Source organism: Acidobacteriota bacterium, from assembly GCA_016716905.1.
Taxonomy (GTDB): Bacteria; Acidobacteriota; Vicinamibacteria; order Vicinamibacterales; family SCN-69-37; genus SYFT01.
The window spans coordinates 1,011,241-1,031,000 of the sequence record JADJUS010000022.1 but is presented as its reverse complement, the minus strand read 5'-3'; the positions used below and the strand labels follow the sequence as shown (position 1 = coordinate 1,031,000).

Here is a 19,760-nt window from a genome sequence, read left to right as displayed (position 1 = left end):
CGCGTTTTTATGTGCGGTATCAGCGGCCAGTTGAAGTTCGACGCGACGCCGGTGGACCGCGGCCTCGTGAGGCGCATGACGCGCACCCTCGCTCATCGCGGACCTGACGATGAGCGCTTCTATTTTGAAGGCGCGGTGGGCCTGGGGCATCGGCGCCTGTCGATCATCGACGCCGCAGGCGGCGCGCAGCCGATGACGATGGGTGGCCCGCGCCCGTTGCGTCTCGTGTCCAACAGCGAGATCTACAACTACGTCGAACTGCGCAGCGAACTTGAGGCGGCGGGGCGCCAGTTCACCTCCCGCAGCGACACCGAGGTCATCCTGCACCTGTTTGCGGCAGAGGGCGAGGCCGCCTTCCTGCGGCTCGAAGGGATGTTTGCCATCGCGATCTGGGACGAGGCCGCCCAGACGTTGTATCTCGCCCGCGATCGCTTCGGTGTGAAGCCGCTGTACTACTGCCACGACCGGTCTGCGTTCATGTTTGCGTCTGAATTGAAGGCGTTGCTCCAGTCCCGCGACCTGGATCGCACGCTGGACCGCACCGCAATCGACGGTTACTTCGGATCTCTTGCGTTGTCTGAGCCCCGAACGGTGTTCAGGAGCGTGCAGAAGGTCCCGCCGGGTCACATGCTGGCCGTGAGGCGCGGTCGTGTGAAACAGACCTGCTACTGGAATCCTGCGCCAGAAATGGTGAGGCGCCCGCCGATCGGCGACCAGGAGGCCGGGCTTCTCAAAGAAATCGAACGGAGTGTGCGGATCAGCCTGAGAAGCGATGTTCCAGTCGGCGTGTTGTTGAGCGGTGGCCTGGACTCGAGCACCGTGACCGCGATGGCGGCGCGCGCGAGCGGAACCCGCCTGCACACGTTTTCCGCCGCCTTTCGTGAGGGCGACTTCGATGAGGGGCGCTGGGCTCGCCTGGTCGCAAAGCGCTTTGGTACGCGGCACCACGAGGTGCTGGTGACGAAGTCCAAGGCCACCGCCATCGCACACGAACTTGTCGAGCACTTCGACGAACCGTTCGCGGACTCGTCGTCCATCCCGATGTACGCGGTGTGCCAGGCGGCGAGCCGGGTCGTGAAGACGGCGTTGTCGGGTGAAGGCGCCGACGAGCTGTTCGGCGGTTACCCGTGGCATGGGGCCGCCCACTCCGATGACCACCCGGCGCGGATGGTCTTCACCCGGGAGGAACGCGATCAGTTGTACGCCTCCCGCTGGAGGCGGCCGGCGGGCTCCCTGCCGACGGGGCAAGGGCTTTCGCACCTCAAGCGTTCGCTCCTTGCGGATTTGCGCACGTACCTGCCGTCGGACATTCTGCAGAAATCCGACCGCGTCTCGATGATGCACTCGCTGGAACTGCGCGTCCCGTTTCTCAACCACCAGCTCGCCACTTTCGCCCTGCAACTTCCGGATCATCTGAAGGTCCGCGGCGGAGTGCGGAAGTATCTGTTGCGAGAGGTCATGAAAGACGTGCTGCCGCGTGAGGTCATCTCGCGGCCAAAGAAGGGGTTCAGCATCCCAATGGATCTCTGGCTGTGGGAGAAGGGGCCGTGGCGTGACATGGTCTACGACACAGTGTTCAGCGCTTCGCTGCGTGGCCGCGGGCTGTTCGACGTCGCCGTCCTGCAACGCATGCAGCGCGAACACGAACGGCTTGAGCGGTTGCACGGATACAGGTTCTGGACACTGTTCATGTTCGAGAGCTGGCAGCGGAGGTGGGGCGGATGAAGGTCACCGTGGCGATGCCGGCGTACAACGCTGCGGCGTTCATCAACGAGGCAGTCGAGAGCGTTCTGGCCCAGGACTTTGATTCCTTCGAACTTCTGATTGTTGATGACGGCTCGCGTGATGCGACCTGGCGGCAGCTGCGGAAGTACGCAAAGCACGAGAACGTTCGGCTATTTCGGAATGAAACGAACCGTGGCGCCGGAGCCGCCAGGAATCGGCTTCTGTCGCTCGCTCGCGGCCGATACGTGACGCCCTGCGATGCCGATGACCTGCTCCTGCCTGGCGCCCTGCGGCGCCTCAGCGGCTATCTGGACACACATCCGCAGATTGGGGTGGTGTACGGCGCGGTGCTGGAGCTGATGACGGACGGGAAGAACCGGGTGGTCCGCCCGCCGATGGTGCATGGCAAGAACGCGGGCGATGCGTGGGACCTGATTGAGAATCCGATCAATCACGCCGGGTCCATGAGCCGGACGGCGCTGGTCCGTCAGGTGGGCGGCTACGACGAGTCGGTGTACTCCGTGGATGACTGGAGCCTGTGGATGAAGCTCGCCGAAGTCGCCCGGTTCAAGTATCTGCGCGGCGAAGTCTACTACCTCTGGCGTCGTCATCCACAGAGCCTGACGCAGACCGACCCGAACTGGCATCGCGACGTCGGCAAGATCCGCGATGAAGCGATTCGGCGTCGGTACGGAGTTGACGCACTTCGGAGGCCGGGTCTTCAGACCCGGCAGCCACGCCGGACCTGAAGGTCCGGCCTCCGTACGGATAGGGTGGTCAGCTTTCGTTTCCGCAGCGTCGCCAGGAACGCGGTCACGTCTTTGGCGACGGCTGTGGGCGACGCCCCATACGCGGTCGCGAGCTTCTTCACGATTCCCGCCACGGGTGTCCGACCATCAATCGCCTTCCAGATCGCGAGCGCGGGGCCGTCCAGTTCGTAGTACTCACCGGTCATCAGGTTCAGAAGGACGCCGGTTGGGCCGGTCTTTTTCCATTTCACGTGTCGGTGTTTTGCCGGTATCACTCTGGCCCTCCCGAATAAACCCGAACACCGAAGGGTTCGATGACCTCGTCAGCGATCGCCGGCAGCTGCAACGCTACCGGAGCGGCCGACGCGTTCACTACCAGGAGTACATTCGCCCCTTCATGGCGCTTCACCCGGCATTCGATCGACGGAGGCAGCCCCTCGGGTCGCCAATCACTGTCGCGCGCGGTAAAGACCGCGCTCATGCGCGCGATCTCGCCAACCACTGCTGAATAGTACGTCCAGAAGATCCGGTTGTGCCACCTGGCCCTCTCGAAATCCGCATGGGTGCGGTCCAGATCCTCGTGCAGCACCGGTGGAATGCCGCACGCCAGATTCGGTCGCATCGGGTTCACCGCACCGTAGTGATGCAGGCCATTCGCGCCGGCAATCACCGCGTGGTACACCATGAATCGCGCTTCGTGAAGTGACGGGTAGGCCGCGTCACCATCCTCGATGCAGTTCCACGCCCAGGCCTGCAGCACCGGCAGGATGGGCTTGCCCGGGGCGTAGGAGCGCCAGCATTCCGTTTGTCTGCCGACCACGGCTATCGAGTGCGGCCAGCCCGACTCTACCAGTTGCATCCGGCTGCCCCATCGCGTCGTTGGGACTGGGTAGCAGCTGAACCCATACACGTCAGCCAGGCGGCCCCACTCGCGCATGTCCTGCTCCTCGGCCAGCGTGGAGAACCACTGGTTGCAGAGAATCGGATGAAACGGATCGATCGCCCGCACGAGCTCGCAACCCTTGTTCGTTTCCTCCCACGACACGTGATTCAGCACCGGCTCATCGTCCATCTCCCAGAACAGCAGGGCGGGGTGCGGGCCGAACCTGGCGACGAACGCCTTCAGCTGGTCGAATTGGCCAGAGAGCCGCCCCGGTGGCCGGCACCAGACGTACAGGCCGGCACGATGGATGCGGTCGAGGTCACGAGCCGACTCGATATCGCCATCGACGAAAACGCAGTTGAAACCCATGTCACGCAGGGCACGAAGACTGTCACCGCTCGTGTCCGCAATCTCGTCTCTGGCGTAATAGAGGCCGTTGGGGAAAAACGGCTGGCCGTTGACCATGAGTGTGCGGTCGTCGCGAACGGTCACCCTGGTCGGGACATCGCGCAGGCGGTCAGAGGCGCGGATCCGCGGTGGTGGCCTGGTGCCAGACCGCATCCAGCCGAGGCGCCGGAGCACACCGCCGGCGAGGCGGCGCAATGTCACGCCTTCGCCTTCGTGCGGGCGCGCTCCAGGCGACGCAGGTTTGCCGCCGCGGGCTTGAATCCCGGGTGGAGGCGCACGGCCTTCCGAAACTGGCGCACCGCCTTCGAGTGGTGTCCGAGGTCCTCGTAGAGGACGCCGAGCGAGTTGTTCGCAAGCAAATGGCCGGGGTGCAGACCGAGCGCAGTCTGCAACGCGGCCAGTGCCTCGTCAGGCTCGCCGGCTTCGGCCAGCACCATGCCAAGCAGGGCCCAGGCGTCGGAAGAGCCTGGGTTGATTTCGGTGGCGTTGCGAAGCGCGCGCGCCGCGGACGCATAGCGCCCGTTCTCGAAGTCGATCATTCCGTAGAGCTGCCACGCATCATGAAAGTGCTCATCGATCTTGACGGCGCGTTTGAGCAGTCTGAGCGCTTCCGCGTCACGTCCTTGAGCGAACAGTACACGGGCGACGTTGAGGTAGGGATACGGCTGTTGTGGATAGCGCTTCAGGTGCGCTTGTTCCCCCCCCAGGCGATCGAGCTGTTTGCCCGCAACGAACTTGGCGCCGCCCTTCAAGTACTGAAAGTGATGGATCGTGACATCTTCGCGATCCTCGATCCGGCCCTTGAGCCGCTGCAGGGAACCGAGCGGCGTCGGATGCGGCGTCGGGCCATCCTGGTAGCGAACCCCAGGCAGGTTCCGGAAGAGGCGCAATGCGGTGGTCTTCATCCAGCCGGGGCACTGTGAACGTCGTTCTTCGGCAGGGTAGCTGCGGTCGTTGGGGAACCAACGCCACATGAGGTCGTGTTCGACGGTGTAGTTCCGGACCGGAAGACGATAGCCGATTCGCGTCCGGCTCCTTGCAAGGCGCACGATCGCTTCATGGTCACGGACCGCGATGGTCTCGTCGGCGTCAAGCACAAGAATCCACCGGCACTGCGCGGCCTCAATGTACGTGTTGCGCGCCTTGCGATAATTCGTCCAGGGTGTCCGGATCACCCGAGCGCCAAACGAGCGCGCGATATCTGGTGTTCGATCCGTGGACCCGGTGTCCACCACCACCAGTTCATCGGAGAATGGCGCCGCGCTGATGAGGCAGTTGGCCAGCAGCTGTTCTTCGTTCCGCACGATGAGACAGGTGCTGATCAAACCTCGCATGCTAGGATTATTTTATGAAACCCGCCGGCAAGCCAAACAAACCAAAAGCCGGCACCGCTTCGGGTGCGGGGAACAAGGCGGCGAAGGTCTGGAGCAAGCCTCGGATCACCCGCCATGGCAACATGCGTCAACTCTCACAGATGTCAGGCTGAGGGCCGGAAGATCATCCGGCCAGACACCTGCAGGCACTTGTAGAGCAATCGAAACGGCGTCTGCCACAGGTGCTCTACCTTCCACAGCGACTGCAGGGAACGCAGGAACGCCAGCAGCTTGCCTCCGAAGCGGCGATCGGACAGGCGCCGCCAGCATCGAGCCCAGAACCTAACAAGCAAGAGTGAATGCAGTGCCATATTCGGGCCGGTCCGCGCCCGATACGCCAGGCGCTCAAGCCGCGTCGCCGGCATCCGTCCGATCGTCTCCACGACGTCATTCGGCACCGTCGTGAAGCGCTGAAGGTACGGCAGCGTATCGGCCATCGGCAGCATCAAGCGTCGCTGCCGCGTCCGCTCAACCACGTGTTGCCAGTCCACCCCCGCGCGGATGAGCATCGCGGCATCCGCGACCCACCGGAACGATGGCATGGCGTTCCACTCAGAGCCGTGGGCGCAGACGAGCAGCAATTGGTCGGCAGCCTCGAGTGTGCGCGTGGCTATTCCCGCGACGTCGAGTGAGATTGCCCGTTCCCACAGATCGTCATCTTCCTGATCAATGCCCTGACGGAAGGTCCGCCAGTGCAAATCGCAGACGGTGCCGTTGGCATTGCGGAAGTCGACCGTGCGCCCGAATGGGATCAAGCGTTCGGGAGAAAAATACGGAGATGTCCACCCGGCCGCAGTCATGATGCCGATTGCGCGCGGGGCATCCTGGGGCCGTACGAGCAGGTCGACGTCGGCCATCGGCCGGAGCGCGGCATCCCGGTAGTAGAGCAGGGCCAGGGGAACGCCCTTGAGCACCAGCACTTCGATGCCAGCCTGCTGCAGGAGCCGGATGAGCGCAGCGGTGTCCTGGAAAAGGAGTTGGTTCCTGATCCAGACTTCCGGATCCTGTGGCTCACCCACATTGTCATGGACGAGCGGCAGCAACCGCCGCGAGCCCCAGTCGAGCCCGTCGATGTCGGCCGTGCGATGCCATTCGTGCCAGGCCGCGTGGGAGGCAGGCGGCTCACCAAGCGCCGCCAGCAGCAGAAGTTCCTGTAGCGCGTCGGGCCGCCAGTCTGTGCGCGGCGACTGTTGGGGCGGCACGCCGGTATCCTATAAGCTTTCGGCGTGAAGCGCGCCACGGTTCCGGCACTCGTCCTGATCGCGTGTCTCTTATCAGCGGGGCTCGGTCTGCAACTGGGCCGGATGAGGCAGGCCCTGACGTCTCCCAGCGAGTACGTGATGCTGCCGATCACGTTTGCCTATTGGGATAGCGCGCCGGTCTCACGCCATCTTGGTCTGTCGTTTGTCGTCCCGGAGGATCTGCCCCAGGGCCGCGCCTACCAGCACCTGACCCAGGCCTGGCTGGGGCTGGCGTATGTGCTCATGAAGCCGCTCACGTGGTTCGGCGTGCCCTATGCGACCGCGCAGAACGTGCTCGCCTTTTTCACGTTCGGCGTCATGTTGTGGATGGTGTCCGCCGCAGTGTCGTTGTCGCGGCGCGACGGGTCGACCGACCTCTGGGCGACCTGGGCCATCTGGGCCCCGCTGGTTGTCCTCGGCTTCAGCGTCGTGGCGACCCTTCCGTCGCTATGGGTGGCCTCCATCATCGGGAACCCGGAGGACCAGCATCGGTACCTGGCGGCCATCGGTGTGGCCTACATCAGCGTCCTTGATTTTCACCGGAGGCCGCTCGGCCGGGCCGGATTCCTCACCGCAGTGGGTGTCGCATTGGTGGCGCCGATGTACGCCGCCTGCCTGTTCATCACGCTCGCCTTTCTCGCCACGCCCCTGGGCGGGTCCAGGTTCGCAGGATTGCAGTGGGAGCGCTGGCGTTCACAAGGACTCATCTTCGGCCTCGTCATCGCCCTCGGCATTGGCGTTCCCTACGTGATGTTGTGGATCGGCGGCTGGCAGGGCGTGGGGAGCAGCGTCTTTTTCAGGGCGGGTCTCGATGGCGGCACGCAGTACTTCACGGACATGTTTCAATCCGTCATCAACCCGTATGACGCAGGTGGCAGAGATTGGCGTCTCTATCCGTTAATCGCAGCGGCGCCTCTCGTCGCAGCCGGCACGTTCGCGCTCTCCAGGTCCCTTGCCGTACGCATGTTCCGGCAGCTGTTCTTCTGCTGGTCGATGGCCCTCCTCTGGATCGTCGTGTTTCCGCAGGCAGTATCAATCCACCCGTACCTCTTTGACTTCGGCCTGCTGTTTCCGGCGGCGTTCTGCATCGCGTTCTGGGTGGTTCAACCTGAAGTGCAGGACGTGCTGATGGAGCGACGCCCACTCGCCCTCATGATGTTCATTGTGCTGACTGGGTTGCTCGTGACGAACTACATCGACCTGGCACGCACCTGAGCTCCTTGACGCTCACCGCCGACCGGTTTCAGGCAATCTGGCGTTTTGCTTCAGGCGCTCCTCGTCCACACTGATGAGCACCAACGCCGGGTCGTCGGTAATCAGCGCGATCTGATTCGGCATCTGGACCAGATCCCGTATCCGCGAGCCGATCTGAATGCCTTCCGAGTACAGCACGCGGCTGTTTGCGACTTTGAGCCTGAAGAGCGTCCGCGCCTTGAGAGAACCGACCAGCAGATCGCCATTCCACCGGTCGTGAAACCCTGCCACTTCAATCACTGCTGAGATCGCGGGTGAAGGCACCCACGCAAAAATGGGCTCGATGAATCGTGCCGTCGCGTGAGGCATGGCGGGCCATTCAAATGTGCCGTAACCCACGCCGTGGGTCCGGTACGGCCAGCCGTAGTTGCCTCCAGCGACGAGAACGTTCAACTCATCGCCACCTTCAGGGCCGTGCTCCGTGCTCATGAACGTGCCGGCGGTTGTCCACACAAGCCCCTGCGGATTCCGGTGACCGGAACTCCTGACCGTAGTCGCCTTCGTGGTCAGGTCATGGTCGAAAATTTTTCCGAATGGCGACGACGGATCCTGCGCCGCGAAATCAAACGGGCTCACCGGAATCTGGCCGACGCTGAAGTCGCCGACACTGAAGTAGAGGCGCTCTCGGGTCACCACCATTTTGCCGCCCGTGCCGCCGCGCCTTGCGGCATCTTCGGACAAGTTGCCGGTCTCGAATACGGTCTGCCACTGACCCTGCCTGGCCAGTGTGGTCTTGTCAATCGCAAGAGAGGCAATGGTGAAGCGCACGCCTTCGGAAGGCACCGGGCGCGCAAGGTGACTGACGTAGATCGTGCCGCGACTTTCGTCGTACGCGAGATACAGCGCCTTGGCGATCGCCGGCGGCGCGTCGTAGTCCATCGGCCGCAGGGCTGTGTTTTCAAAGACGAAGACCTGGCCGACACGGTCCATCACGAGAAGCGACTGTTCCACCCGCGCCACCGCGCCGCCTGGAAGGTCCTCGCTCGCGGTAAACCGTCCGGTGCCCGCGATCGGCACGGTGGTCAGGAAGATCGGCAGCCGGGAAGTATCAAGGATCCGCGTGGATGGGACGGGCGGCCGCATGCCCTGCGGCGGCGTGACTGGGAGGGCAGGCGCCGGAGTCGAGAGCCACGTCGAAGGGTGGAAATACCTGCCGATGACAATCCCCGACCCGAGCAGTGCGGCGGCGGCGATCACCACTCCGGCCGCTCTCATGGCCAGGCGACCGTCAGGTGGACCGCCTTTCTTGCTGCGGACACGATCACCTTCTGCTTTCCTGGAATGACGGAATCTATCATCGCGCCCAGGAGGCCCCCGACCGCCGCTCCACTGGCTGCGCCAAAGAGGAACGCGACCCCCTCGAATGAACTGCACGGGTCACTTTCGCAAATGGCGTTCGCCGCCCACGTGAAGAGCGCTCCGCCTCCCAGTGCCCCCGTCGAGGCTCCAATGATGATCCCGTTCTTCAGGCTGTCACGGCCTTCGGCCAATGGCACATCGCGACGATAGCGCCCTACCGGAACCACCGCACCCAGCATGCCTCGCAGTCCGCCGTTGTCGCCCGCGTCGAGGCGCAGATCGCCGCGCAGGGCCAGCCACGGCGCGGCTTCGAACTGCACGGCCGGTCCAAGTTGCACGGCCAGGCCCCGGTCAACATATGTATGCGGCGGAAAGATCTCCGGCCCATCACGGCCGTTGATGATCTGCTCTGGAAACACCATGACCCGCCGGCTGCCGCCAACCCCGAGTACGCCAAACACCCTCCAGCGTCCGGAGGTAAACAGGGTCTGCCTCCAGTGCACGGTGTATGCCTGGCTCGAGATCCGCGTCCCGAACGGATCGGTGTTCGCGTTTCTGAAGTCGGCCGATCCTTCGACCGCCGTCAGGGGCGCAAGCGAGAGCGTCAGGCGTGGCGACCAGGTCACGGCCCCCGCTTGTCCGTTCTGCACGGATGCCTGCACGCCAACTTCAACCCGGGGTGCGCCAGGCGGTTGTGCCATCGCGAGGCCAGGAAGCGCCGCCACCAGCGCCACAACGACGCTCAGGAGTCGCATGCCCTAGTCTTGCACTGCACCATCCGTGATCGCCAGACCACGATCGATGATCGCGAAACCCTCGCGCAATTCGTCCTCAGTGATCGTCAGGGGTGGATTCGTGAAGAACGAGTTCCATCGCACAAACGTGTAGAGCCCCTCGTCTCTGAAGAAGCGGCCAAGCGCCGCCATCTCTGGCGACGATCCTGCGAACGGCGCCAACGGCACCTTCTTCGCCCTGTCGCGCACGAGTTCGACGATGCCGAAGAGGCCAATGGAGCGAATGGCGCCGACCGAGGGGTGCTTGGCTGCCAGGTCCTCGAGCAGTGACCGCAACAGGACACCACGTTCCTTCGCGCGGGCGATGAGCCCGTCCTCTTCGTACACCGCAAGTGTGGCCAACGCAGCCGCGCATCCCAGCGGGTGGCTGTTGTAGGTCAGGCCACTCGGAAACACTTTGTCCTTAAAGTGGTCGGCGATGTGCCTCCGCAAGCCGACAGCGCCGAGCGGCACATACGCACTGGTCAACCCCTTCGCCATCGTCATCAGATCGGGCACGACCTTCCAATGGTCCACGGCGAACCAGGCGCCGGTGCGGCCGAAGCCCGACATCACCTCGTCGCAGATCATGAGGATTCCGTACTTGTCGCAGATGGCGCGGACGCCTTCCAGGTAGCCGTCTGGCGGAATCAGGATGCCATTTGTGCCTGTGATCGGTTCGAGAATGAATGCGGCGATTTGTTTCGGTCCTTCGAGCTGGATGACTTCCTCGAGGTAGGCAAGCGCTTCTGCTGCCGAGTCCCAGCCTCGTTCGATCCCGTGGTACGGGTGCAGGACGTGGACGATGCCCGGCAGGGGAGGCTCGGTCCAGCGTCGGGGATCGCCGGTGACGGCGATGGCCCCGGCGGTGCCGCCGTGGTACGAGCGGTAGCGCGCCAGGATCTTCTGGCGGCCGGTGAAGGCGCGCGCGATCTTGATCGCGTTTTCGTTCGCCTCGGCGCCGCCGTTGGTGAAGAAGAAGCAGTCGATGTCTCCGGGCGTCAGGCTCGCCAATTTCGCGCCGAGGTGTGCCCGTGATTCGGTGGCCATGAACGGGTTGGCGTAGGGGAGCACGGCGAGCTGGGCTTCGATCGCCTTGACCACTCGCGCGTCGCCGTGGCCGATGTTCACGCACATCAACTGGCTGTTGAAGTCGATGAAGCGTTTGCCGTCGGGGGTGTAGAAATAGACGCCGCTGGCGCGCGCGACGGGGATGGGGTCCATGGCCCCTTGAGCCGACCATTCGAAGATGGTGTGGCGCTTGGAAAGCTCGATCATCTCTTTGCTGGTCATAAATGAGCTCGTCGCTGATTCACTTGCGCTCGGTACGTTTGATGAAGGCGCCGGCGCCGGCGCGGCCCACGAATTGGCCGCCCTCGATGATGACGCGGCCGCGCGACAGGACGGTCTCGGTCACGCCGGTCACCTCGCGCCCCTCATACGGGTTGTAGTCCACGTTCATATGCAGGGTCCTGGCCCTGAGCGTCATCTTCTTTTCTGGATCGAAGATCACGAGGTCGGCATCTGAACCAGGCGCCACAGTGCCCTTGCGCGGAAACAGTCCGAAGATCTTTGCCGGCGACGTGGAGGTGAGCTCGACGAAGCGGTTCAGCGAGATCTTCCCGGTCCGCACACCCCCGTCGTAGACCAGGCTCATTCGCGTTTCAATCCCCGGCGCGCCGTTGGGAATCTTCGAGAAGTCTCCGTCGCCCAGATGTTTCTCTTTCATGCAGAACGGACAGTGGTCCGTGGCGATCGCCTGCAGGTCGTTGCCCGCCAGCCCGCGCCAGAGCCTGTCCTGTGTCTCTTTCTTCCTCAGCGGCGGGCTCATCACGTACTTGGCGCCCTCAAACCCGGGCTCCTCGTAGTTGTCGTAGGACAAGAAGAGGTATTGCGGGCATGTCTCGGCAAATGCCGGCAGACCGCGGTCGCGGGCCTCGGTGACCATCTCCAGGGCTTCGGCGGCTGACAAGTGCACGATGTAGACAGGCACGTCGGCCATTTCCGCCAGCGCGATGGCCCGGTGGGTGGCTTCGCCTTCGGCCCGGGCCGGGCGCGTCAGCGCGTGATACTTCGGCGCCGTCTTGCCTTCGGCCAGCGCCCGCTGCACCAGCACGTCAATGACGCCGCCGTTTTCCGCGTGCATGCAGATGGTCCCGCCGTTTTTGCCCGTGCGCAGCATCGCCTTGAAAATGCTCGCATCGTCGAGCATGAACACCCCGGGGTACGCCATGAAGAGCTTGAACGACGTCACGCCCTGGCGCACCAGCGCGTCCATCTCGAGTTCCACCTGATCGTTGAGCTCGGTCATGATCATGTGGAAGCCGTAGTCGATGGCCGCCTTGCCTTCGGCCTTTTTCATCCAGGTGTCCCAGGCGTGGTGCAGCGTCTGGCCCCGGTACTGGATGGCGAAGTCCACAATCGACGTGGTGCCCCCAAAGGCCGCTGCGATGGTTCCCGTCTCAAAGTCGTCAGCTGACGTCGACCCGCCAAATGGCATGTCGAGGTGCGTGTGGACGTCGATGCCGCCCGGGAAGACGAGTTTGCCGCGTGCGTCTATCGTGCGGTCGGCCGTCATCGGCAGCGCCGTGCCGATGGCCGTGATCCGATCGTCTTCGATGAAGATGTCGCCGACGTAGTCGTCGGTGGCCGTGATGATGCGGCCGCCCGTGATGAGAATGCTCATGACTTCTGCTCCGCCAGCGGCGCGTAGGTCTCGGGCCGTCGATCGCGGAAGAACTGCCAGGTGCGGCGCACCTCTTCGATCATGTCGAGGTCCATCTCAGCCGTGACCAGTTCGCTTTTGTCTTCCGACCCCATGGCCAGGAACTGCCCGCGCGGGTCAACGAAGTACGACGAGCCGTAGAACTGCCCGATGTTCCACGGTCCTTCGGTGCCGACGCGGTTGGAGGCCGCCACGAAGTACCCGTTGGCCACGGCATGCGCCGGCTGTTCGAGTTTCCACAGATACTGCGAAAGCCCGGCGACGGTGGCCGAGGGGTTAAACACCACCTCGGCGCCGTTGAGACCAAGGAGCCGCGCGCCCTCGGGAAAATGCCGGTCGTAGCAGATGTAGACGCCGACCTTCGCGTGCCGTGTCTGGAATACCGGATAGCCCAGATTGCCCGGCTTGAAAAAGTACTTCTCCCAGAAGCCTGACGTGTGCGGGATGTGGTTCTTGCGGTACTTGCCGAGATAGGTGCCGTCGTTGTCGTAGACCGCTGCGGTGTTGTAGTAGACGCCGGCCTGTTCCCGCTCGTAGACGGGCACCACCATCGCCATGCCGTACTGCTTCGCGAAGCGCCCCATCAACTCGGTGGTGGGTCCGGGCACCGACTCGGCAATGTCGTACCAGTGCGCGTCCTGTGAGGGGCAGAAGTACGGACCGTTGAAGATCTCCTGCAGCCCCAGGATCTGGACGCCTTGCTTGCCGGCCTCTTCGATGAACGGCACGTGCGCGTCGATCGACGCCTGCCGGATGCGGTCAATCGGCAACGACGGGTCTGTCAGTGGTGAGGCGGCCTGAATCAGGCCCCCAAGAACCTTGCGTGGCATCGCTACCTCCGTCTAGAACCAGCGGCTGATCGTGACTTTCTTGTCCGTATAAAACTCGAACGCGTCTCGTCCGTGGACCTTGAGATCCCCGAAGAAGCTATCGCGCGCGCCGCCGAACGGGAAATAGGCCATGGGCGCAGCCACACCGATGTTGACCCCGACCATTGACGCCGTGGCCCGATGCGCGAACTCGCGCGCGGCCTTGCCACTCGACGTAAAGATGGATGTAGCGTTTGCGTTGGGATGCGCCTGCATCAGCGTGAACACATCGTCCAGGCGTTCCACGGGGCAGATGGCGGCGACGGGTCCGAAGATCTCCTCGTGCCCGATGGTCATGGCCGGCGTGACCGCGTCGAACACCGACGGCCCCACGAAGTAGCCCTCCCTCGGCAACGTCCGCGCGCGTCCATCAAGCGCCAACTGCGCGCCTTCTGAGGCGCCGCGTTCCACATATCCCAGCACGCGATCGCGATGGGCCGCACTGATCACCGGACCCATATCCACGCCGGCCTCCATGCCGTCACCCACCTTCATGGTGCGGGCCGATTCCACCAGCCGGTCGCGCGCCTCGGCATGCACCGGACCCACCGGCACCAGGATGCTGCCCGCGAGGCAGCGCTCGCCCGCGCACCCGTAGAACGACTCGCTGATGATCGGAATGGACCGGTCGAGATCGGCATCGGGCATGACGACGATGAAGTTTTTGGCGCCGCCGAGCGCCTGCACGCGTTTGCCGGCGTGAGTGGCGCGCTGATAGACGGCGCGTGCCACAGCCGTCGATCCCACAAACGACACCGCGCGAATGCCTGGATGGTCGCAGATGGCTTCCGACACCTCGCGCCCACCATGCACGAGGTTGACCACGCCTGGCGGCAGGTCGCACTGTTCCAGCAACTCGAACATCTTCTTCTGGGACAGGGGCACCTGCTCCGAGGGTTTCAACACAAACGTGTTGCCCGACACCACCGCAAACGGCAGGAACCACAGCGGCACCATCGCCGGGAAATTGAACGGCGCGATCGCCGCGCACACGCCAATCGGTTGTCGCATCGACGTGCAGTCGATGCCCGATCCGACGTTTTCGAGTGCGTCCCCCATCAACATCGATGGCGCGCCGCAGGCCACCTCCACACATTCGATGGCACGGCGCACACTGCCGCGCGACTCATCCAGCGTCTTGCCGTGTTCGGTGGTCACGATGCGCGCGATTTCTTCCGCGTGAGCCTCGAGCAGCGCCTTGAAGGTGAACATGGTGCGTGCGCGCACCACCGGCGGCGTTTCGCTCCATCCTGGGAACGCAGCGGTTGCGGCCGCCACGGCCGCGTCCACATCGGCGCCAACCGAGAGCGGCGTCCGCGCAATGGTCTGCCCGGTGGCGGGATTGTGGACGTCAATCGTACGCGTGCCGGTGGAGGGAACCCAACGGCCGCCGATGAAATTCGAGAGCGGTGGAGCCTGCATGCGCCGAGTCTACGCCGTATACTGGCCCTCGCCAACAGTGAAGAAGCGGACACTTCTCACATTTGCCCAGTACGTCGCCGTCGCGGCCGCCCTGTCGTGCGCCGGCCCCGCGGCGCCTTCCGCACCGCCGCCCACGCCGCAGCCACCGGTCCCGTCGCCACCACCTGCGCCCATCGCCTGCAGCACGTCCGGCGTTTCGTGTTTCGGCAAGAACAACTACATCGAGTACATCCCGGGCGACCTGCCCATTGTGATCAGCGTGCCGCACGGTGGCGCACTGACACCGGCATCCATTCCCGACAGGACATTCGGCACCAACACCACCGACCTGAACACCATTGACCTCGGTCGCGCCATTTCATCGGCGTTGACAAGCCGCTCGGCCCGCGCACCACACCTCGTGATCGTGCATCTTCGTCGAACGAAGCTTGATGCGAACAGAGAGATCATTGAGGCCGCGGCCGGGAACGCGGAGGCCATCCAGGCCTGGAACGAGTACCACGCGTTTATCGAGCAGGCGATGGCGGCCGTCCAGCTGCGGTCGGGCACAGGCCTCTACATCGATCTGCACGGGCACGGCCACGCCAAGCAGAGGCTTGAACTTGGGTACCTGCTGTCGGCGTCCACCCTCGACGGCACCAATGCGCAACTGGATGCGACGGCTGTCGCGTCGGCCAGCAGCCTCCGGCTGATAGCGCAGTCATCGCCGTTGCTGTCTTCAGAACTGCTGCGTGGGCCGACAAGCCTTGGTGGATTCCTCCAACCCGACATCGCGTCGGTGCCGAGTCCGTCGATTCCCACGCCTGGGGCGGATGACTATTTCAGCGGTGGCTACAGCACGAGCCGCCACACAACGACCATCCCCGGCTTGCAGATTGAGTGCAACTTCTCAGGCGTCCGCGACTCGGCGAACAGTCGCGCGTCGTTCGCGACCAGGTTCGTCCAAGCCCTCGCGTTGTTCGCGCAAACGCACCTCAGTCTGAAGTTCTAAGAGCACTCACCATGAAGGTCCATGAAGGTCCATGAAGGAGCCAGACGACCGCTGGTCCGGAAGAGAAGAAGACTCGGGAGAAGAAGACGTCGGTTGTCAGTAGCGCGGGGTTGGGCGCCGCCAAAGGCGGCAGGCACGATCGGAGGGAAGGCACAAACGAACGCAGTCGTTTTCCTTTGGCGCTGCGTTCGTTTGTGCCTTCCCTCCGATCGCGCAGCCCGGCAGAGCCGGGCTCCCAACACCGCGACCGTCTTGCTGCTTCAGGGACCTTCATGGAACTTCATGGTGAAAGTCCTTTAGATCGCCTGGATCACCGGCGCGCGTTCACTTCTTGCCGGCCGCCCGTTCCAGGTTCTTCTTCACCCTGAACTTCACGATGCGGGTGATCAGCCCGAGCGGCATCGGCTGGTCGAGAGGGAACCGCACCGAGCCTTTCGCGCCCGCGTACTTCGACAGTTCCTTTTCGAATTCTTTCAACCCCATCGGCGCGGGGTAGAACCCGATGTGTTTCTTGAACGCGCCAAAGTGCACCAGGTTGCCGTGCAGAAAGAACGTCGGGATCTGGTAGCTGATCTTCTCTTCGGCCTTCGGCGCCGCCTTGCGGATCGTGGCCCGGACCTGTCTTAGCAGGCGCCGCACATTTGGTGGGAAGCCCGCGATGTATTCGTCGATGGTGGTCGGAACGGCCTGCTTGGGTTTCATGGCGCGACCATTCTAAGAGCCGCGGCCTTGAGAACCAGGCCGCGCTACTTTCGGAGCAGGACGTGTAAAGGGCACTTGACACAATGACAAGCGTGCTTTACACTCCCGGTCGTGGGCAAATCGTTCAGCCCGCTCAAAGGAGAACCGATGACCACGAACCCCGGAGCCTCGTTGTTCGGCTCGTACTACTTTGCGCTTGTTGCCGCCCTGGTCGGGAACTTGCTGATTCGGATGGGCGCCAAAGCTGGCGTACTGCCCGCATGGGGCCCGGCGACACTGGCTGTGCTTTCCGTCGCGCCCCTGGTGATTGCCGCGGCGCTCTTCTGGCGCCTCTTGCGGCGCGACCTTGACGAAATGCTGCAACGCATCGTCCTCGAAGGCCTGGCTTTCGCGCTGGTGGTGTACATCCCCGTTGCAGCGCTGTACGTGAACCTGCGCACGGCCGGTGTGTGGACCCCGCGTCTGGATCCGCCCGATCTCCTGATGGCGCCCGCGCTGCTTGTGGCGATTGGCGTCGCGATCGCGAAACGGCGGTACCAGTGAAGAACACACTTCCCGTACTACGAGCCGAGGCCGGCTGGTCGCAGCAGGACCTGGCGGACAAACTCGGCGTGTCGCGCCAAACGGTCAACGCACTCGAGCGAGGCAAATACGATCCCAGCCTGCCGCTGGCATTCAAGATCGCCCAACTGTTCGGCCGCCGCATCGAAGACGTGTTCGATCCGCTATAGTGGCGTCTTTCCGGCGTAGAGGAGAGACCCATGGCTGCCTCGCTCGGCGTGACGTTTACCGGCCTGCGGTTCGAGAACCCATTCCTGCTGTCCTCGGCGCCTCCCACCGAATCAGAGAGCAACATCCTGCGCGCGTTTGACGCGGGGTGGGGCGGGGTGGTGACCAAGACCATCGGGCTGCACCCGGTGGTCAATGTGGACGGCCCCAAGACCAAGTTCCTGCGCGCGATGCCCGAGTCGCCACATCTCTCGATGAAGCGACGGCCGGGCATGGCGCTGCACTCGTCGTGGAACTGGGAGCTCATCTCCGACAAGCCGCTCGACTGGTGGGCGCCGCGCATCGCGCGCATCAAGCAGGCGCATCCCACACGCATCCTGGTGGCCTCGATCATGGCCGGCTCCGGCTCAGACGAGGAACTGCGTCACTGGCAGACACTGGCCAGGACGTGCCAGGACGAAGGAGCCGACGCCCTTGAACTCAACTTGTCGTGCCCGCACATGGACCGCCTGGACATGGGCTCGAACATCGGCAAGGACCAGGCGCAGATTTCGATTGTCACCAAGGTCGTCAAGGAAGTGGCCACAGTGCCGGTGTGGGCAAAACTCACGCCCTCCACCACGGACATCGTGGTGGAAGCGCGAGGTGCGTTTCTCGGCGGTGCTGATGCCGTGGTCTCGTCGAACACCTTTCCGTCGATCACGCTGATCGATCCGGAGACGCTCGAGTTCGAGATGAACGTGGACGGCTACACCTCGAGCGGTGGCTTGGGCGGGCCGGCGATCCTGCCGCAGTCGCTGGCCAAGATGGCGCAGCTCACACAGGCGTTCCCCGATGGGGCGTTTTCAGGGATTGGCGGCATCGCCGAGTTCGCCCACGCGCTGAACTACTTCCTGCTCGGTTGCGGCACCGTTCAGGTGTGCACGGCGGCCATGCTCGATCATGCGATTGGGCCGAACGTGAACGCATCGCTCACCGGCGACATGCTCGCATTCATGGAGAAACGTGGTTATTCAAGCCTCGACGATTTCCGCGGCCTGCGCCGCGATCGTGTGGTGACGCACTCCCACATCCGGCGGCCCGACGCCAAGGCGTACCACGGCGGCCATGAAGCGGAAGGCTACGCCCTGTCGCCGCCCGACAAACACTGATGCCCACCGACGATTTCTCGCGCAGCCCGCTCTGGAACCCCGACCTGGCGCCGACGCCGCTGTCAGCGCGCACTTGGACCACCTACAACATCGCCGCGTTGTGGATCGGCATGAGCGTGGTCATCACCACCTACACGCTCGCCTCGGGCCTGATGCAGCAGGGCATGACATGGGCACAGGCGCTGTTCACGATTCTGCTGGGCAACGTCATCGTGCTCATTCCCATGGTGCTCAACGCCCACGCCGGCACCAGGTATGGCGTGTCGTTCCCGGTCTTGTGCCGGGCGAGTTTCGGCACTACGGGCGCGAATCTGCCGGCCATGCTCCGCGCACTTGTGGCATGCGGCTGGTTCGGCATCCAGACCTGGATTGGCGGCCTCGCTCTCGACGCCTTGCTCACGGCAGCCTGGCCGGCCTGGCGAAATCTCGCCGGCAGTGAGTGGATCGCGTTCGCCGCCTTCTGGCTCGTGCAGGTGTGGATCATCATGCGGGGCCTGGAAGGCATCCGCCGCCTGGAGAGTTGGTCCGCGCCTCTGCTGCTGGGCGGCGGTGTGGCGTTGTTATGGTGGGCCGTTGGAGAAACCGGAGGCTTGCGCGCGGCCCTGGATGGTTCCGTCCGGCTCCAGCAAGGCCAAACGTCATTCTGGGTCCTGTTTCCCGCAGCGCTCACCGCCAACGTGGGCTACTGGGCCACGCTGAGCCTCAACATCCCCGACTTCACGCGGTACGCAAAGAGCCAGCGCTCACAGGTACTCGGCCAGGCCATTGGTTTGCCCACCACCATGACCTTATTCGCGTTCATCGGCGTGGCGGTGACGAGCGCGACTGTCGTGGTATTTGGCGAAGCCATCTGGGATCCGGTCGTCCTGCTCACGCGTATCGGCAATCCAGGCGTCATCATCTTCGGCGCGCTGATCGTGCTGATCGCGCAGTTGACGACGAATATGGCTGCCAACGTGGTGTCGCCCGCGAATGATTTTTCCAGCCTGTCGCCAAGGCGCATTACCTATGTCACAGGCGGCCTGATCACGGCGTTCATCGGCATCGCCATGATGCCGTGGAAGCTGTATGCAGACGCGTCGGCCTACATCTTCACGTGGCTCATTGGCTACTCAAGCCTGATGGGCGCCATCGGCGGGGTCCTGATCGCCGACTACTGGGTGCTGCGGCGCCAACAACTGTCGGTGCCCGACCTCTTCACGGTTGGCGGCCGTTACCACTATTCAAATGGCACCAACTGGCGGGCCGTGGCGGCACTCGTGCTGGCAATCCTGCCGGTGGCCCCGGGGTTCGTTCGCGCGGCCATGACGCCAGGAGGACAGGTGCCCAACCCCGGCTTCCTGGACGGCTTGTATACCTACGCGTGGTTTGTCACCTTTGCGTTGAGCTTCGTCTTGTATCTCGCGTTCATGCGCTCGGAGCGCACGCCAATGAAGTGAGCGGTCGTGGTCAGCGATATGCTGTAT

At 63.7% G+C, this 19,760-nt stretch carries 19 protein-coding genes; 8 read left to right on the top strand and 11 right to left on the bottom strand.

The window, feature by feature from the left end; genetic code table 11:
• Positions 1–9: 9 nt before the first annotated feature.
• Together asnB and IPL75_20540 are read left to right on the top strand one after the other, a co-directional pair.
• Positions 10–1,725: an asparagine synthase (glutamine-hydrolyzing) gene (gene asnB, locus IPL75_20545; protein ID MBK9242583.1), complete on the top strand. Its 1,716-nt coding sequence runs from the start codon at positions 10–12 to the stop codon at positions 1,723–1,725.
• Positions 1,722–2,474: a glycosyltransferase family 2 protein gene (locus IPL75_20540; GenBank protein ID MBK9242582.1), complete on the top strand. Its 753-nt coding sequence runs from the start codon at positions 1,722–1,724 to the stop codon at positions 2,472–2,474. The genes asnB and IPL75_20540 overlap by 4 nt, the downstream gene beginning before the upstream one ends.
• Here IPL75_20540 and IPL75_20535 read toward each other — a convergent pair.
• From IPL75_20535 to IPL75_20520, 4 genes are all read right to left on the bottom strand, one after another.
• Positions 2,447–2,725 carry a PqqD family protein gene (locus tag IPL75_20535; GenBank protein MBK9242581.1) on the bottom strand — a complete coding sequence of 93 codons (279 nt, stop codon included), beginning with the start codon at positions 2,723–2,725 and terminating at the stop codon, positions 2,447–2,449. The two genes, IPL75_20540 and IPL75_20535, sit on opposite strands and share 28 nt — an antisense overlap.
• 20 nt (positions 2,726–2,745) lie before the next feature.
• Positions 2,746–3,966 (bottom strand): hypothetical protein, encoded by a 1,221-nt coding sequence (locus IPL75_20530; GenBank protein ID MBK9242580.1) that lies wholly within the window; start codon positions 3,964–3,966, stop codon positions 2,746–2,748.
• The gene (locus IPL75_20525; protein MBK9242579.1) at positions 3,963–5,099 is read right to left on the bottom strand and encodes a tetratricopeptide repeat protein; all 1,137 of its coding nucleotides are present in this window, start codon (positions 5,097–5,099) and stop codon (positions 3,963–3,965) included. The genes IPL75_20530 and IPL75_20525 overlap by 4 nt, the downstream gene beginning before the upstream one ends.
• Positions 5,100–5,242: 143 nt before the next feature.
• Entirely contained in the window at positions 5,243–6,340 is a 1,098-nt protein-coding gene (locus IPL75_20520; protein MBK9242578.1) for a nucleotidyltransferase family protein, read from the bottom strand.
• A gap of 24 nt (positions 6,341–6,364) precedes the next feature.
• On the opposite strand from IPL75_20520, the gene IPL75_20515 reads away from it, so the two are divergent.
• A complete protein-coding gene (locus tag IPL75_20515; protein ID MBK9242577.1) occupies positions 6,365–7,594 on the top strand; it encodes a hypothetical protein in 1,230 nt (409 codons plus the stop codon).
• A gap of 12 nt (positions 7,595–7,606) precedes the next feature.
• On the opposite strand, the gene IPL75_20510 is transcribed toward IPL75_20515, so the two are convergent.
• Genes IPL75_20510 through IPL75_20485 form a run of 6 tightly spaced genes read right to left on the bottom strand, consistent with a single transcriptional unit; the run spans position 7,607 to position 14,721 of the window.
• Complete coding sequence (locus IPL75_20510) at positions 7,607–8,848, bottom strand: PQQ-dependent sugar dehydrogenase (GenBank protein MBK9242576.1); 1,242 nt, start codon at positions 8,846–8,848, stop codon at positions 7,607–7,609.
• Positions 8,845–9,687: a hypothetical protein gene (locus IPL75_20505; protein ID MBK9242575.1), complete on the bottom strand. Its 843-nt coding sequence runs from the start codon at positions 9,685–9,687 to the stop codon at positions 8,845–8,847. Before IPL75_20505 ends, IPL75_20510 begins: the two co-directional genes overlap by 4 nt.
• A 3-nt stretch (positions 9,688–9,690) precedes the next feature.
• Positions 9,691–10,998, bottom strand: coding sequence for an aminotransferase class III-fold pyridoxal phosphate-dependent enzyme (locus IPL75_20500; GenBank protein ID MBK9242574.1), 1,308 nt, complete (start codon positions 10,996–10,998; stop codon positions 9,691–9,693).
• Between the two features lie 19 nt (positions 10,999–11,017).
• A complete protein-coding gene (gene hydA / locus IPL75_20495; protein MBK9242573.1) occupies positions 11,018–12,391 on the bottom strand; it encodes a dihydropyrimidinase in 1,374 nt (457 codons plus the stop codon).
• A complete protein-coding gene (locus IPL75_20490) occupies positions 12,388–13,260 on the bottom strand; it encodes an acyltransferase (GenBank protein ID MBK9242572.1) in 873 nt (290 codons plus the stop codon). Before IPL75_20490 ends, hydA begins: the two co-directional genes overlap by 4 nt.
• A gap of 12 nt (positions 13,261–13,272) precedes the next feature.
• Positions 13,273–14,721 (bottom strand): CoA-acylating methylmalonate-semialdehyde dehydrogenase, encoded by a 1,449-nt coding sequence (locus IPL75_20485; GenBank protein ID MBK9242571.1) that lies wholly within the window; start codon positions 14,719–14,721, stop codon positions 13,273–13,275.
• 37 nt (positions 14,722–14,758) lie between these two features.
• Between IPL75_20485 and IPL75_20480 the strand changes: the two genes are divergently transcribed.
• Positions 14,759–15,712, top strand: a complete 954-nt coding sequence (locus IPL75_20480) for a hypothetical protein (protein ID MBK9242570.1) — start codon at positions 14,759–14,761, stop codon at positions 15,710–15,712.
• Between the two features lie 324 nt (positions 15,713–16,036).
• Here IPL75_20480 and IPL75_20475 read toward each other — a convergent pair whose 3' ends face one another.
• A complete protein-coding gene (locus IPL75_20475) occupies positions 16,037–16,414 on the bottom strand; it encodes a DUF1801 domain-containing protein (GenBank protein ID MBK9242569.1) in 378 nt (125 codons plus the stop codon).
• A 111-nt stretch (positions 16,415–16,525) separates the two neighbouring features.
• On the opposite strand from IPL75_20475, the gene IPL75_20470 reads away from it, so the two are divergent.
• Genes IPL75_20470 through IPL75_20455 form a run of 4 tightly spaced genes read left to right on the top strand, consistent with a single transcriptional unit; the run spans position 16,526 to position 19,733 of the window.
• Positions 16,526–16,957 carry a hypothetical protein gene (locus IPL75_20470; protein MBK9242568.1) on the top strand — a complete coding sequence of 144 codons (432 nt, stop codon included), beginning with the start codon at positions 16,526–16,528 and terminating at the stop codon, positions 16,955–16,957.
• Positions 16,954–17,145 (top strand): helix-turn-helix transcriptional regulator, encoded by a 192-nt coding sequence (locus tag IPL75_20465; GenBank protein MBK9242567.1) that lies wholly within the window; start codon positions 16,954–16,956, stop codon positions 17,143–17,145. Before IPL75_20470 ends, IPL75_20465 begins: the two co-directional genes overlap by 4 nt.
• 30 nt (positions 17,146–17,175) lie before the next feature.
• Positions 17,176–18,294, top strand: coding sequence for an NAD-dependent dihydropyrimidine dehydrogenase subunit PreA (locus tag IPL75_20460; GenBank protein ID MBK9242566.1), 1,119 nt, complete (start codon positions 17,176–17,178; stop codon positions 18,292–18,294).
• Complete coding sequence (locus tag IPL75_20455) at positions 18,294–19,733, top strand: NCS1 family nucleobase:cation symporter-1 (protein MBK9242565.1); 1,440 nt, start codon at positions 18,294–18,296, stop codon at positions 19,731–19,733. Before IPL75_20460 ends, IPL75_20455 begins: the two co-directional genes overlap by 1 nt.
• The last annotated feature ends 27 nt before the right edge of the window (positions 19,734–19,760 follow it).